Raw genomic sequence first — 16113 nt, forward strand, 5'->3', positions numbered from 1 at the left:
GAGTAAGCTCACTTAAACCTACACTCGTATCATATAGCCCACTCAGTCGATATTCAATGGAGTTGCAACCGGTTTCACCGGTTTTCATTATCCTACACTCAACACTGAAAATGTTTTCATTGCTCTGAAAGGAACAAAAGCGGAAGCGCCTTGGTCAGCCCCGACAAGCGCTGGAAGGCCGTCTAATGAAGTCGTTCTTTGACTTCATTAGACAGACCGAAGCGACTCGAGGGGCTAGACGCTGGGGCTGTAAACAATAAAAAAACTACTTGATGGAGAGATCCCCTACAAGTAGTTACATTCACGCTGACAAGTTATTCAAAAGACAAGATGTCCTTTTCCCCTTGTGCTGTTTTCCCGAGCTTTTTCACACTCACCTTTGTCGAATCGGTAAAGACTACAGGAACAACAGAAGATGTCGCCGATTTCTTAATAAATTCTAAATCAAACTGCAAAAGTTCCTGTCCTTGCTTTATCTTCTCTCCGTCTGTAACAAGGGCAGTGAAACCTTCTCCATTTAACTGAACCGTATCAATGCCCACATGAATGAGAATTTCGTATCCTTTCACAGATTTAATTCCGATGGCATGTTTTGATGGAAAAACATTAATGATTTCCCCATCTACAGGTGAAACCACTGAACCAGCCGACGGAATAATCGCAAATCCGTCACCCATCATTTTTTCAGAGAAAACAGGATCTTCTACTTCAGTAATCTCAATAATCTCACCTTCAATGGGCATAATAAACTCATCAACCGTTGTTGCCTTATTTTTATTTTTAAATAGACCAAACATCAATATCCTCTCCTTACATTCATTATTTTTACATTCCCCGTCATGCTACGCTTCCATTCATTTTTTAAAATTAATCTGATGTTACACTTAAAAAGCATATCATCCAACCACTACAGTTGTCTATACCAATAAGGAACGCAGTTATCCACTAGACTACGGTTAATATTACCATACACGAAGGCAATTCCAAGGTATCCTTACCACCACTTCATTAAGTGGTATAGACAACTATACCTTACTATGCTAAGATAATGCCATCATTAGAAAGGGTTGAATGACGATGAATCATAAAAGCAAACCGATTCTGTTAACCGGAATGCAACTGTATGCGGAAGATCAAATACTAGCGACTGGATATCTTCAATTAAAAGACGAAAAAATAATTGGCTATGGGTCCATCGAGAATCTACCATCAACAGAAGGATTCGAGGTAATCGAGGTTCCCTCCACCTTTAAAGCAATTCCTGGTCTAATCGATATCCATATACATGGTGTGAATGGTGCGGACGTCATGGATGCAACAACCGATGCATTAGCCACTATGGCTATCGCATTGCCAAAAGAAGGAACAACCAGTTTTTTAGCGACGACGATGACCCAATCCACTACAGCGATTGAAAAGGCACTCATCAACGCGGGTAATTATATCAAGCAACAGCAATTGCCTGGAAAAGCTGAGGTACTCGGTGTCCATCTTGAAGGACCGTTTGTAAATAAGGTCAGAGCAGGAGCACAACCGGTCGATTTTATCATTGATTCTAGCATTGAGAAATTCAAAAAGTGGAACAGCTTAGCGAAACAATCGGTAAAGATTGTCACATTAGCACCGGAACAACCAGGTGGACTAGAATTGGTCAATTATTTGATAGAGAATGACATCATTGCCTCCATTGGCCATTCTGACGCCACTTATCACGAAGTGGTCAAAGCCATCGAGGCCGGAGCGAACCACGTCACACATCTATTTAATCAAATGCGCCCCTTGCATCATCGTGATCCTGGTGTAGTTGGTGCTGCTTTTTTACACGATAAATTACTAGCGGAAATCATTGCGGATGGCATTCACGTTCAACCTGAAATGGTGAAACTTGCTTTTCAGAATAAAGATGAAAAAGGGTTGATACTCATCACGGACTCAATGCGGGCAAAATGTTTAAAAAACGGTGTTTATGATCTTGGCGGCCAAGAGGTAACCGTTGCGGATGGAAAGGCACTTTTAGAAGATGGAACGCTTGCTGGAAGTATTCTTAAGCTCGGCCATGCTTTGAAAAACATGATGAATTTCACCGGCTGCTCACTAGAAGCGGCGATTAAAATGGCCTCCGTCACCCCTGCTAGACAATTAAATGTTTTCGATCGTAAAGGGAGTATTGCACTAGGAAAAGACGCTGACATCGTCATCTTGGATCAACAATTAAATGTAGCGATGACATTTTGTCGTGGGAAACTTGCTTATAATCAAGGAGGAGAACAACAATGAAGATGATAAAAGTGAAAAATTATGATGAAATGAGCCAGAAAGCGGCGGAGATGTTCATCGATAAAATACGCCGCAACCCGGAAATAAACCTCGGACTAGCAACCGGCGGATCTCCGGTTGGACTATATAAACAGTTGGTGTATGACCATCAAACAAATCACACTTCCTATAAAAAGGTCAAAACCTTTAATTTAGATGAGTACATCGGACTTTCAGGTGAACATCCCAATAGCTACCGTTATTTTATGAATGAGCAATTATTTAATCATCTCGATGTTAACAAATCGAACACTCATATTCCGCTTGGCGATACTGAGAATCCCGAGCAGCAATGTAGCGACTACGAACAGCTCCTGAAAGAACATGGTGGCGTTGACCTCCAAATTCTAGGCATCGGCAGCAACGGCCATATTGCCTTTAATGAACCGGGAACTTCCTTTCAATCGGAAACACATATGATCGAATTAACGCCCTCCACCCGTGAAGCAAATGCACGATTTTTCACCAGCCTTGAGGAAGTCCCTACCCATGCGATTACAATGGGGATTGCCAGTATTATTAGAAGCAAAGAAATTCTATTAATGATTTCTGGGGAAAGCAAACAAGACGCGTTATCACAACTTTTACAAGGAGCTATAAATGAAAACTTCCCTGCATCTATTTTACGAACTCACCCTTGTGTTACAATTATTGCTGATGAGGCTGCTTTAGGAAAAGTAGCCATTTAAGTAGTGTTTTTAGCTGTATTTTTATCTGTGTGGAAAGGATTCAGGTGAAGATAAGATGATTAATAAAGATTCTCCGATTCCGATTTATTATCAATTAGTCGAACTAATTCAAAAACAAATCGAGAATGGCGACTTACAGCCCGGTGAAGCCCTTCCGTCTGAGCGCGAATACGCCGAAACATTTCATATTAGTCGGATGACGGCAAGACAAGCCTTAACTCAACTTGAGCACAATGGCTTAGTCTATCGGATCCAAGGGAGCGGAACGTTTGTTGCTGACAAGAAAATTGAGCAGCCGCTGCAAGGCTTAACAAGTTTTACAGAGGACATGACCGCCCGAGGCATGAAACCTAGCAGTCAATTGCTCCACTTCGAGGTCATTCCGGCCACGATGCAAATTGCCAATCAACTGCAGATTCAAGAATATGGGCCGGTCTATGAAATCAAGCGAATTCGCTTGGCGGACGACGTGCCGATTGCCTTAGAAACGAATTATATTTCGGCAAATCGGATAAAAGGACTCACCGAACAGATTGTCAATCAGTCAATCTACGCTTATATGGAAGAACAACTTAACTTACAAATTGAACAGGCCACACAAACGATTGAATCTTCGATTGCGGAACCGCTCGAAGCCCAATATTTACACATACAGCCAGGAGCCCCGGTTATGCTTATTCAAAGAAATACCTTTCTTCAAGATGGAACTCCCGTCGAATTTGTCAAATCAACCTATCGCGCCGATCGCTACAAATTTATGATTCAAATGCGACGAAAAAATTGAATGAAAGCAGGAATGGGTCAACATGTTCAATCACTATTTTTATAAGCTAAAGAATTTACTGGACCTGGTAGAAACAACGGAGAAGGAGAAAATCAAAGCTGCGGCTACTAAGCTGGCAGCAAGCATTCAACACAATGGCATCATTCATGTGTTTGGCTGTGGTCATTCACATATGATTGGCGAAGAATTATTTTATCGTGCAGGAGGACTTGCTCCGATTAGTCCGATCTTAATCGAAGATTTAATGCTTCATAAAGGGGCTGTTCGCTCCTCGAAATTAGAAAAAATGAATGATTACGCTGAAGACTTTATGCGAAATGTGACGATTCTTCCAGAAGATGTCGTCATCGTCATTTCAACTTCCGGAAAAAATCCAGTACCGATTGATGTCGCGAAAATTGCAAAACAACAAGGAGCTTTCGTGATTGCGATTACTTCCCATCTCTATGCCCAAAACCAACCATCTCGTCATAAAAATGGAGATTCTTTAGCAGATGTTGCCGATCTTTCCATTGATAATCACATCGAAATCGGCGATGCGCTAATAACATCAGATGAATCGAATGCCTCATTTGGCTCAGGATCTACTATCGTTAATATGAGCATTGCCAACGGAATCATCGTAGAAACGGTCCAAATGTTACATGAAAACAACATCCACCCCCCTATTTTCAAAAGTGGAAATATCGCTGGATCCGAAGAACACAATCGACAAATCATCAACACCTATAAAACAAGAATCCCCATGCTTGAAGAATAAGGAAGCACGAGGCCGGTTAGCTTAGCGGGGAGGCAGACCCCACTGGTCGATGGAGCAAACGAAAATCGTTGTTAAAATAACATTGATCCGTAACAGAGGGGGCGTATCCCCCCTTTTTTTGATTCGTGGAACACGGGGACGGTTCTGCCGTTTCTCCGCTTTATTATGGCGTGACTAGTGACGGGAAACAAACTAATGCTTTATCTCATTAACACTTTACACTTATATCTGAGCGGGGGACTGACACCGAAATTCCATTTCGCCTTCTATGTATGGATTTTTGTGTAGGTTTGAGAATTAATAGGGGGAGAATTTCCTGCTATTGTATATAGGGGAAGCTTAATAAGCCGATATAAGCGGAGATATTCCAGTTAACTGCTCTAAATAAGCCCAAATCCAAAGATTTAGATAAAATAAACGGAAAACCTCCCCTTATTTTTAAGGAAATATCGGTATTTCCCAGAATAGACGGAATTCTTCCGCTTATTTTTCAAACGCAGTGAATTCATTATCCATTATTCAGTTATATCAGCCGAACCTTAAATAAAAAACCAACAATATATTTCAGTATATCAATTTGCAATTAAAAAATAGTATATTTTGCTGCGGTACACTGGTGATTGTACCCCCACATTTTAATATAACAATTGCACTACAGGATTGATTTAGCCCAAAGAAAAACCTTATTACCCTTATACTCTCCCACTAGCCAAAAATAGACCACCAAATTTAACTTTGTTAAGAGCTGAACACAAAACCCTGCTTTGTGGAACATCCTGTGAAACAAGATTATTCGGGGCGTCACTGTGACTCGCCACGCGAAACTGCAGAACCGTCCCGGTGTTTCACTGTGACTCACCACGACGGTAAAATTTAAACTCGCTTTTATTAGCGTCTTTTGCTTCGTATAGAGCGATGTCTGCATATTTTACAAGGAGTTTATAGTCGGAGGTTTGATCTGGATAAAGGGCCACGCCGATTCCTGCACCCATTTGTATTTCTTTGTCTTGGAAATGAAACGGTTGTTGAAAGGACTGAACGATTCGTTCTGCGATCTGCTCGGCCACTTTGACGGAATCAATTTCTGGCAATATAATCGCCATTTCATCCCCACCCATTCGGGCTACGGTATCATTATCTCGAACACAAGCTTTCAAACGCTTGGCCATTTCAACAATGACAGCATCGCCAGCATCATGTCCATAAGTGTCATTAATTTGTTTGAATTTATTCCCATCCAGCATCATCACCGCAACTTTCTTTTCTGAACGATCAGCCTGTTGGATGGCGATTTGCAGACGGTCATGAAATAACTGTCTATTTGGCAATCCCGACAAATAATCATAGAAAGCCGCCTTTTCCAACTCCTCTTGAAGCCTCTTTTTTTCCGTCGTATCACGAGAAATCGTCACCAGCTGGCGAACTTCCCCATTTTCTACAACTGGAGCGGTGTTGGACTCTATCCAAATATAATGTCCATCTTTATGACGGGCTCTAATTTCAGAAGTGGACGGATTATGTCCTTCAATCATGTCATTAAATTTTTCTTTTAGAAGGGAAACTTCATCTGGATGAATATAGCTTAAAAAAGACTGTCCAATATATTCAGCAGCCGAATAACCTATTAATTTTTCATTCGAGGGAGAAACGTACTCAACTAGACCAGATGGATCGAGCAACTCAATTACGTCAAAAGCATTTTCAGTGATTAACCGATATTTTTCTCGGCTTTTTCGAAGCTCCCTTTCCGTTTCTTCCAACTCTTTTGTTTTTCTGCGAATCTCCTCTTTTGCCTGTTTTTCCAAGGTGATGTCCTCACCAATCCCATAAACACCTGTAAGGATTCCATCAATAATGATTGGGATACTTTTCACATGTAAGGGAATACGCTGTCCGTTTTTATGATAAATCGATGTTTCATATTCTTCATTGCTTCCGTTTAGCGCCTCATTAAAACGCCAAAACGTATGCTCCAAGTCTTCTTCGGCAATGAATGGCATAAAAGATTTTCCCAAAACCTCTATTTTATCATAACCCGAGATTTCCGAAGCCCTTTCATTGATATGAACGATATTTCCTTGTAAATCAAACTCAAAGGCGGCATCCCCATTATGTTCAAAGAGGGATTGATATCTTTTTTGATTGATGTTGAGTTCCAACTCCTTTTGTTTTCTATCTGTTATATCTCTAACGATAGCCACCACAAATTTTCGTTCACCATCCTCAATTTCAATTGGGTTAAGTGAAATTTCACCAATAAATACACTCGTTTCAGTAGTAATTTCCTCAGTAAATTCAACTGGTTTTTGCGTGGATTGAATCAATTTATATTTTTCAAGTAATAACCTGGATTGTTCCTCTGGTAAAACTTCCTCTATCTTCTTGCCAAATACACTTTCGCTCATATTATGGATCTGTAACGCCGACCTGTTCATATAGGTATAGCGAAGAGAGCCATCATCCACTTCCATCAAAACAACCAAATCCTTAATGGAGTCAAACATACTAGAAAAAACGAAAACGTTATCTTCTATTGTATCCAACAAACGTTTCATGACAATGATTCTCCTTTCAATAGTTCAACTGTTTTTCTCCGTGATATCACGGCCAACAAAGATAAAATGTTCGACCTCGCCGCTTTCACCAATTACGGGATTTCCTTGAGCTTCGACATCAACCCAATCCCCATTCGCATGTTTCATTCTAAATTGCAAATATCCAGGTGACTTTGAAGAATACATTTGAAGAAAGGACTGTTCAATCCGCTCAAAATCATCAGGATGAATTAAATGAGGAGTCGTTTTCCCTTCATATTCCTTCTGAGAAAATCCTAAAATCCTTTCATGAGAAGGCGATGCATAGATGAGTCTGCCAGCAACATCCCAAACCGATACTAAGTCCAACATATTCTCGGCAATTAAACGATACTTATATTCACTTAATTTAAGAGCTTCCTCCGCCTTTATTCTTTCTGTAATGTCAACGCATGAGCCAATCACCTCAACGACTTGTCCCCCTCTAATCACAGGTCTAAGCGAGGCGATATAAGAAATTCCATTGATTTCCCCAAGATAGGAGACTTGATCTTCCCCATCCCACGCTCTCTGATAGCATTCAGTCTTCGTTTTAATGTCCATATCCGCAGCAAAGTCTTTAAGTTCCTTCCCGACAATTTGTTCAGAGAGTAAACCAAATCGGTACATTAATTCACCGTCAGCTAAAGTGTGAATAAATTTCCCCTCCACTTTCACATACTTAAAAATCATCCCCTGTTGCTGTCTAATCGTATCCAATAATTCCTGGCGGGCGATTTTAAGAGATTCCTTTAACCATGTTTGCCTTGAAAATTCTTTTGAAATTCCACTCTCATGCGTAACTTTTTCAATTTCATCCCATTTTTGTTGGAGTTCCTTTGGAGGAAGTGGCCTGCTAAAAAAATACCCTTGCCCTATATTACAAAGATTTCTTTGGAGGAAAACCAAATGTTCTTTTAATTCAACCCCTTCAGCAACAACTTCCAATTTTAATTCATGAGCCATGGCGATGATCGCTTTAACAATCGCGGCATCGTTCCCATCGAAGTAACAATTGCGAATAAAGGATTGATCAATTTTCACTTGATTGATTGGATAGTCCCTTAAATATTTAAGCGAACTGTAGCCTGTTCCAAAATCATCTAAACTTATTTGCACACCAAGATCTTTTAAGTTTCTAAGAACTTGTAATCCCTGTTTCGTATCAATCAACATACTTTCCGTGATTTCAATTTCAAGAAACTCTGGAGCAAGTCCAGACTCGGTTAATACTTTATCGATCATATCAACCAAATTCGGTTGATAAAGCTGTCGTACCGAAAGATTAACTGATATGACGATTGGTGGAAGCCCTTGATCCTGCCACATCTTATTTTGCAAACAAGCCGTTCGCAAAGCCCATTCACCAATCGGAATGATAAGCCCCGTTTCCTCCGCCAGAGGAATGAACTCTGCGGGTGAAATTTGTCCCTTTTCCGGGTGTTGCCAACGGATTAACGCTTCAACAGCAATGATTTTTCCGGTAACTAAATCTAGTTTAGGCTGATAAAACAGTTGAAACTCTTGTTGTTTTAATGCTTTATGGAGATCCATTTCTATTTCAAACTTTTCAAATGCCTTCTTCCCTTCGGTTGAATCGTAAAACTCATATCGGTTGGTTCCATTCTTTTTTGCCTGATACATAGCTGCATCCGCCTTTTTCACAAGAGAATCGACATCCTTGCCATTTTGCGGATAAAAGCTGATGCCAATACTTGGCGTCGTATAGATTTCATATTGTTCAATTTGAATAGGGCGAACAAAGCAATCAACAATTTGTTCGGCCAAAACAGAAACTTCCTGAACATTTTTATTCAATAGCGCAATCAGAAATTCATCTCCGCCATTTCGAACGAGTATCCCTTGTTCTCCAATACAATTCTCTAAACGATTAGAGACTTCCACTAATAACTGATCACCGATTCTATGCCCCATCGATTCATTAATGATTTGAAAACGATCCAAATCGAGGAAAAAAACGGCCAAATTTTCCGTCTGTTTCTGTATCAGAGCCTTCTTTAGAAAATTGTTAAAGGAAACACGATTCGCTAAACCAGTTAAGGCATCATGATTAGCCAAATAATCAACCTTTTGTTGAGCTTGTTCTCGCACAGTTGCATCCGCGTTCATTTCCGTTAAATCTACGATCTCGCTTTTATATTTCTTTTCCAAACGATTTTTCACTAAAATCAAAATGAAAACATTAAGTATCAACATACTGACAGCGATTATTAGTTCCATATTTACCCCTTAAATCAAAAGATTACTGAATTTGGGCATAAAAAAAGACTAAACGATCCCCTTTTAGTCAAAAAGCATCGGTAACTGGCTGACATAATCATTCGATCTTAGTCCCTATAGTTTTGCGTCTTCACTTTTCAATGAATTTGCCTTTTTCAGTATTTACTTTTTTAAAAATAGCAGTACTAAACTCCCATAAATCACACCCAAACTAAATGAGCATGACCCTATAATACGACAAAACACACTATTTTTCGAGGTGTTTTGATAAGTTTACCATTACAAAAAAAGGAATAATTGGTTGCTAAAGGTAAACAATTCAACCTTAGCGCCCTATTTTTTAAGAGAATTACTTACCTTCCTACTGCGCCATTAATCAATCGTTTGATTAAAAACAGCCTGAAATTCCAACGATTGCTCGAACAGTTCCCCAAGTAAAAAAAGAAATCAACAGACGAAACGTCCGTTGTTTCTAAATATAAAAAAGTGGATGAGCCCTTATTAAAGGCTCACCCCCCTGTGGAACATTTTCGTGAAACAAGATTTTTCGGGGCGTCACAGTGACGCCTTTAATGATTCAGCTTTATTTGCGCTTTTTTTCTTCGCAACGAGATTCACCAAAAGCGTAATGACGAACGCACATAGTAAGCTTCCAAGCATGGCAATGATAAATCCACCTGTATTGTTAGATAAGAAAGGCGCCATGACTGAAGGAACATAGGCTGTTCCACGTACACCGAATAGACCGACAAGCAAGCCTCCAAAACCAGAGGAGAGGATCGCTCCTGCGAAAATGAACTTGTTTGAGAACATGAAAGGATAAGCCGCTTCAACAAATGTCCCAAATCCGACGTTGATCAAAAATCCTGGTGCAGCGACTGCCGCTTCTCCTTTGTCCCGAGGAGCGACAATATTGGCTAACGTGATGCCAGCTGACACCATAACGAGGCCGACCATGTCAATGGCACCTAGAAAGCTATTTCCTGTCCGTTCCATTTCTAGTAAGACGATTGGCAGAATCGCCGCATGATAGATGCCAGCGATAATCGACGGCCAAATAAGTAAACCCGCGATTAAGCCTGCAAGAACAGGATTCATCGCTACGAGTGTATCGAGTAGAGAGCGGATTCCTTCACCTATTTGCAGGGCAATCGGAGCAATCAGAAAATAAACGATCAGTCCTGAGATTAATCCGGCAATGCCTCCAGCTGCAATATTGACCGTTGTTGCTGGAAATTTCCACTCAACGCATTTTCTAAAAATAAATTGAACCAACAGTCCCGCACCAATTCCGCCGATAATACCGCCAATAATTCCGCCGTTGACAGATAGTACCCCTGCCACGATGCCAGCAACGATCGATACATCATCCAGGTCGGACACTTGCTTTGCGGCAATGACAGCGAGAATGACTGGGAGTGCTTTGATCATGATATCAAAGACATCACCAAGCATCGATAACGCTGGAATTTTACTCAATGCCAATACTAAGGCCATCGCAATAAAGCCTGGCAGAGAGGACAGCATCATCCCACGAATATTGATTCTTTTCCAAGGTGATTCAGAGGTTACTTGATTACCTTCTGAACTGGTTGCCTTCCCGATAATAGGACGATAGGCGATCTTCCAGTGCTTGCTTAATGATGTCATGAACGTCACCGCGCGTGTCCGATTAGTCGTTCCGGTCGTCCCAGAAGTAGAAATCACATGGACCCCTTTTGAACTAATCGTTGCCATCGAGGTACCACCGGTTCCGGTTGCCGGCAGCTTTCTTTTCGCTGCGGCTTCCACAACATGCTTGTTCGCCCCATTAGGATCCGCACTCATAAAAATCAAACCATCGATTTCGCCGTTGGCAATTTTAGCAGCGATCTCTTGATCCATTGTTTCAGCTTCGGCATTGACTTCCTTTAATGTCCCTTGAGCGATAACCATAGGCTTATTCAGCTCTTGATCCCAGCCATAAAGAGTGGTCTCGGTTGTGTCTTTCACAGAATCCATCGATCTTTTTGCTGCAATAAACTGAATCGATGCACATTCCACACCTGCGGCTTCTATTTGTAAAAGAAGCTCATCTAAAAGTTTCAGCGGCTCCTTCCCTCCAAGGGAATAAAGATTCCCCCCACTGCTGCCAATGATAGCCACTCTCTTTTTCATTATGTAATCCCCCAAATATATAATCTAATGTAACTATTATACTTTAGTCTATTAAATAATTAAAGCGTCAACATGATAAAATCTAACAGGGGATTGAGGACAGCCGACATTCAGAAAAGCTTTTTGCAGTTACTAAAGGAAAAGCCTTTCATGAAAGTATCTGTTCGAGATATTACAACAATTGCAGCTATTAACAGAGGGACTTTTTACTTGCATTATCAAGACAAATATGATCTTCTTCATCAAATGGAGGAAAACTTGCTTAGAGGACTCGAATTGCATTTGCAGCGCCTGAAACCAGACGTCTTGCTTTTAGAAGCAGAAAAGGGACAAATTTCAACACTTGCTGTTGAAGTATTCCGCTACATACAAACGAATGCAGAACTCTTCCAAGTGTTATTAGGTGAAAATAATCACTTTGGCTTTCATAAGCGGCTCAAACTATTTTTTGTCAATCACTTTGGCGAAAAAATGATACAAAACAAGACGTTCTTTCAAGGTTTAACTATACGAAAAGATTACTTCTCATCATTTGCAACCTCGGCTTTTTTAGGATTGGTCGAGCAATGGCTTGATAATTCCTTAGCCGAATCTCCAGATGAAATGGCTGATATGTATATTCAAATCATCTTTTTTATAAGGAAAATGTGATTCATGGAGTAAATGGAATCGCTAAAGTTGATTTTAGACTAGATAAAATAAAGTCTATCCAATCTCGTTCCCCTTCAAAAGGTTTAAATCACCCTAGAGATTGTTTGTGGAACAATTCCTGTGAAACAAGATTTTTCGGGGCGTCACAGTGACGAACCCTAACGGCATTGATATTATTGTCGAAAATATTATACTAGAGGGGAGCTTCTACATAATTCAATATAGGTAGGTCATTTATGAGAAAAATTGCAATTGAGATTTTCTTTGTCATCATTGGGTCAGTGATTTTTGCGCTATCAATCAACTTATTTGTCATTCCTAATGATCTAGGGGAGGGCGGCGTAACAGGTATTACGATCATCCTCTATTATCTGTTTGGCTGGGCACCGAGTATCACCAGTTTAATTTTAAACGGGATTATCATTTTGATAGGTTATAAGTTTTTGAATAAAACGACGACCATTTACACAATTATTGCGACGGTTAGCTTGTCCGTTGCCTTAGGCTTGACTAAGGGCTGGTCCATCCAATCGGATGAAGTCCTGTTAAATAGTATTTTTGCCGGAGTTCTTACTGGATTGGGATTGGGGTTGATTATTCGTGCTGGTGGGACAAGCGCCGGTACGACGATCCTAGCTAAAATTACGCATAAATACCTTCGTTGGAATATAAGTTATGCATTGTTATTTTTCGACCTTATTGTTGTCTTTGCCTCTTGGTTTATCATAGGCACAGAAGGTTTAATGCTAACGATTTTAATGCTCTATATTACCACGAAAGTGATGGATTATATTATAGAAGGTTTGTCTTCAAAACGGGCGATTACGATTGTATCGAATAATTATGAGGAAATTGCCTGTAAAGTGAACGAAGTGATGGGACGGGGAGTAACGGTCTTATCAGGCTATGGTTTCTATTCGAAACAAAAGAAAGACATCCTGTACATCATTATCAGCAAACAAGAAATTACTCGCCTGAGAAAAATCATTATAGAAATTGACCCAAACGCCTTCATTACTGTCCAGGATGTGAGGGATGTCTTTGGCGAAGGCTTTATGAAAATGATTGATAACTAAAAGCGGTGTCAGGATCCATCCAGTAATTGGATGGAATCCGGCACCTTTATTTTAAATTCCGCATAAACCCCACCGTCAACCGTGATCATATCAACTAGTTTGAGTTTATTTCCAATTACTAAGGTACTAAATGAGCAAAAAGAAAAACGCTGAATCATTTCAAATACTTATCAAAATAGCAATCGAACCATTCACTAACTGACCCCTTAGCCCCTAGATTTTTGCAAAACACAAAAGTCGATGAGCGTATTTAAAAAGCCCATCCACTTATGTGGAACATCCTGTGAAACAAGATTATTCGGGGCGTCACAGTGACCAACCTTTGGGCGGGGGATTGACACCAATGTCTCGATCTGCACGAAAAAACAACCTAATTTTTCGGACCTCCTGCTACATAAAGTACCTGACCATTAATAAAAGACGACTTCTCATCAGCAAAAAAAGTAACTGCATTTGAGACATCAGAAGGTTTCCCACTTCTTCCTACTGGAATCGTTGTAATTCTTGATTGAACAAAATCCTCGAAAGGAACACCAACTCTTTTCGCTGTCTCTTTCGTCATTTCTGTTTCAATAAATCCTGGAGCAACGGCGTTTGTTGTTATCCCGTATTTCCCAAGTTCAATTGCAAGGGTTTTTGTAAAACCTTGTAATCCTGCTTTCGCTGTTGCATAATTTGCTTGACCGCGATTTCCAAGAGCCGATGTTGATGATATATTAATAATTCGCCCATATTTTTGTTGCACCATATATTTTTGAGCTGCCCGTGTAGCATTAAACGCCCCTTTTAGGTGAACATCCATAACCTGCTGCCAATCCATATCTGTCATTTTAAATAACAGATTATCCCGAGTAATCCCAGCATTATTAACTAATATATCAATGGACCCAAACTGTGAGTTCACTTCCTCAACCGCATTTTCTACTTCTTCATAGTTTACAACATTTGCTTTTTTCGTATATATTTCAAACCCTTTATTCTCAAACTCTACTGATATCTCTTTCAATCCATCTTCATTAATATCGATAACAGCTACTTTAGCGCCTTCTTCGGCAAACGTTTCAGCAATCGCTTTTCCAATCCCTCGGCTGCCACCAGTAATAAAGGCGACTTTACCAACAAACCTTCCCGCCATTCAACATTCCTCCTATCACAAAAAAGGGGTTTTTAGATGACTAGGATGTGAATCATCGTTTGTTCTAAAAACCCATTCCTTTTAATCTTCAACTAACTTTAAACGTCCCTGTACTAAAAGCAATCCGTTCTTTTCGTTCATTGTATATTTCGCCTTCGATAAAACATGTACTTTTTCCTATTTCAATCACTCTTGATTTAGAATACAAGGGTTCATTAATCGCAGGCTTTAAATATTGTATATTGATTTGAATCGTTACAGGTGTTCCGGTTAATAGAGTTCTTGCGGTCATTCCCATCGTTGTATCTAAAAGCGCCGCAAGGATTCCGCCATGGATGGTTCCTTTAATATTATTAAATTCTTCTCTAGCTGGTAACAATAATGATACCGAGCCCTTCTCAATTGATTGGACTTTAAAATCCATCATCTTCCAATGAGGCCCTTCTTCGTAGTTCGTTATTACTTCAGCAAGCTCAGCAGGTACATCTGATTTATCAACTTCCAACACGAATACTCCTTACTCCTTAATATTTTTTTACAACTGTAGCAATTCCTTGACCAACACCGATACACATCGTTGCCAATCCATATTCGGCGTCGCGTTTTTTCATTTCATATAAAAGCGTAGTTAAAATTCTTGCACCACTGGCGCCTAATGGATGGCCGTAAGCAATCGAACCTCCGTTTACATTGACCTTTTCCACATCTAAAGATAATTCATTGATACATGCAAGCGACTGGGCCGCAAATGCCTCGTTCAATTCGACCAAATCTAAATCATCCACCGTAATCCCGGCTCTTGCAATGGCTTTTTTCGAAGCTGGGACCGGCCCAATTCCCATTATCGATGGATCTACCCCTGCGACGGCAAAGGACTCAATTGAGGCCATCGGCGTTAATCCAAGTTCCTTTGCTTTCTTCTCACTCATGATTAATAGAGCTGCCGCACCGTCATTCACTCCAGATGCATTTCCTGCTGTTACAGTTCCACCCTCATTCACCGCTCTTAATGAGTTTAATTTTTCCAGTGTCGTTTGAGGACGTGGATGTTCATCTTGACTAACAACGATTTCCTCTTTCTTAGTTCTTATAGAAACTGGAACAATCTCATCCTTTAATCTTCCAGATTCCATCGCCATTTTTGCTTTTTGCTGACTATTAAAGGAAAATTCATCCTGGCTTTCACGTGAGATGTTAAACTCTTTGGCCACGTTATCAGCCGTTTCGATCATCGAATAAGGATAATGCATTTCCGCTAGTTTCTTATTAATAAACCTCCAGCCAATCGTTGTATCATAAGTTTCTACGGTTCGTTGGAATGGCTTTGCCTGCTTAGCTGTCACGAACGGAGCTCTCGTCATACTTTCTGTACCGCCAGCAATAAAAATATCCCCTTCGCCACACATAATCGCTTTAGCAGCTTGGTTAACAGCGTCAAGACTAGAGCCACATAAACGATTAACGGTCACCCCGCCAGCAGTAGTTGGAATTTCCGCTAAAAGTGAAGCCATTCTGGCTACGTTACGATTATCTTCACCTGCTTGATTCGCACAGCCCAAATAAATATCTTCTATTTCCTCTACCGGAAAATTATTACGATTAACAAGTTCTTTAATAACTAGCGCTGCAAGGTCATCTGGACGAACATCCTTTAATGCTCCACCGTATCTTCCAATCGGCGTCCGAATTGCATCAATAATTACTGCTTTTTCCATAAAAATACCTCCAATT

The 16113-nt window shown here is 40.3% G+C and carries 12 protein-coding genes, 1 pseudogene and 1 riboswitch; of the genes and pseudogenes, 6 read left to right on the forward strand and 7 right to left on the reverse strand.

All coding sequences use genetic code 11. From position 1 onward, the window contains the following. Positions 1-314 precede the first annotated feature (314 nt). Positions 315-755, reverse strand: a pseudogene (locus GNT69_RS03740) (PTS sugar transporter subunit IIA); the annotation flags it as partial. Positions 756-1077: 322 nt separating this feature from the next. On the opposite strand from GNT69_RS03740, the gene nagA reads away from it, so the two are divergent. The 4 genes from nagA to GNT69_RS03760 are packed head-to-tail and all read left to right on the forward strand — an operon-like array spanning position 1078 to position 4549. After that, the gene (gene nagA, locus GNT69_RS03745) at positions 1078-2277 is read left to right on the forward strand and encodes an N-acetylglucosamine-6-phosphate deacetylase (protein ID WP_203553596.1); all 1200 of its coding nucleotides are present in this window, start codon (positions 1078-1080) and stop codon (positions 2275-2277) included. Then, positions 2274-3005: a glucosamine-6-phosphate deaminase gene (gene nagB, locus GNT69_RS03750; RefSeq protein WP_203553597.1), complete on the forward strand. Its 732-nt coding sequence runs from the start codon at positions 2274-2276 to the stop codon at positions 3003-3005. The genes nagA and nagB overlap by 4 nt, the downstream gene beginning before the upstream one ends. Positions 3006-3060: 55 nt before the next feature. Next, complete coding sequence (locus GNT69_RS03755) at positions 3061-3789, forward strand: GntR family transcriptional regulator (RefSeq protein ID WP_203553598.1); 729 nt, start codon at positions 3061-3063, stop codon at positions 3787-3789. A 22-nt stretch (positions 3790-3811) separates the two neighbouring features. Further along, positions 3812-4549: an SIS domain-containing protein gene (locus GNT69_RS03760; RefSeq protein WP_203553599.1), complete on the forward strand. Its 738-nt coding sequence runs from the start codon at positions 3812-3814 to the stop codon at positions 4547-4549. Positions 4550-5394: 845 nt separating this feature from the next. Here the strand turns inward: GNT69_RS03760 and GNT69_RS03765 are convergent. The 3 genes from GNT69_RS03765 to GNT69_RS03775 all read right to left on the reverse strand — a co-directional run bounded on the left by GNT69_RS03765 (position 5395) and on the right by GNT69_RS03775 (position 11520). Then, the gene (locus tag GNT69_RS03765; protein WP_203553600.1) at positions 5395-7104 is read right to left on the reverse strand and encodes a PAS domain S-box protein; all 1710 of its coding nucleotides are present in this window, start codon (positions 7102-7104) and stop codon (positions 5395-5397) included. 24 nt (positions 7105-7128) lie between these two features. Beyond that, entirely contained in the window at positions 7129-9363 is a 2235-nt protein-coding gene (locus GNT69_RS03770; RefSeq protein ID WP_203553601.1) for an EAL domain-containing protein, read from the reverse strand. A 76-nt stretch (positions 9364-9439) separates the two neighbouring features. Continuing rightward, a riboswitch (cyclic di-GMP riboswitch) is annotated at positions 9440-9524 on the reverse strand. Positions 9525-9918: 394 nt separating this feature from the next. Then, entirely contained in the window at positions 9919-11520 is a 1602-nt protein-coding gene (locus tag GNT69_RS03775) for a PTS sugar transporter (RefSeq protein WP_203553602.1), read from the reverse strand. Between the two features lie 72 nt (positions 11521-11592). On the opposite strand from GNT69_RS03775, the gene GNT69_RS03780 reads away from it, so the two are divergent. After that, positions 11593-12171, forward strand: coding sequence for a TetR/AcrR family transcriptional regulator (locus tag GNT69_RS03780; RefSeq protein WP_275411160.1), 579 nt, complete (start codon positions 11593-11595; stop codon positions 12169-12171). Between the two features lie 236 nt (positions 12172-12407). Beyond that, positions 12408-13247: a YitT family protein gene (locus tag GNT69_RS03785; protein ID WP_203553603.1), complete on the forward strand. Its 840-nt coding sequence runs from the start codon at positions 12408-12410 to the stop codon at positions 13245-13247. A 370-nt stretch (positions 13248-13617) separates the two neighbouring features. On the opposite strand, the gene fabG is transcribed toward GNT69_RS03785, so the two are convergent. The 3 genes from fabG to GNT69_RS03800 form a co-directional block, all read right to left on the reverse strand. Beyond that, complete coding sequence (fabG, locus tag GNT69_RS03790; RefSeq protein WP_203553604.1) at positions 13618-14382, reverse strand: 3-oxoacyl-ACP reductase FabG; 765 nt, start codon at positions 14380-14382, stop codon at positions 13618-13620. 88 nt (positions 14383-14470) lie between these two features. Next, positions 14471-14887, reverse strand: a complete 417-nt coding sequence (locus tag GNT69_RS03795; protein WP_203553605.1) for a PaaI family thioesterase — start codon at positions 14885-14887, stop codon at positions 14471-14473. Between the two features lie 19 nt (positions 14888-14906). Then, entirely contained in the window at positions 14907-16097 is a 1191-nt protein-coding gene (locus GNT69_RS03800) for a thiolase family protein (RefSeq protein WP_203553606.1), read from the reverse strand. Positions 16098-16113: the final 16 nt, after the last annotated feature.

Origin of the sequence: Bacillus sp. B15-48 (assembly GCF_016879755.1) — a bacterium.
Classification (GTDB): Bacteria; Bacillota; Bacilli; order Bacillales; family Cytobacillaceae; genus Mesobacillus_B.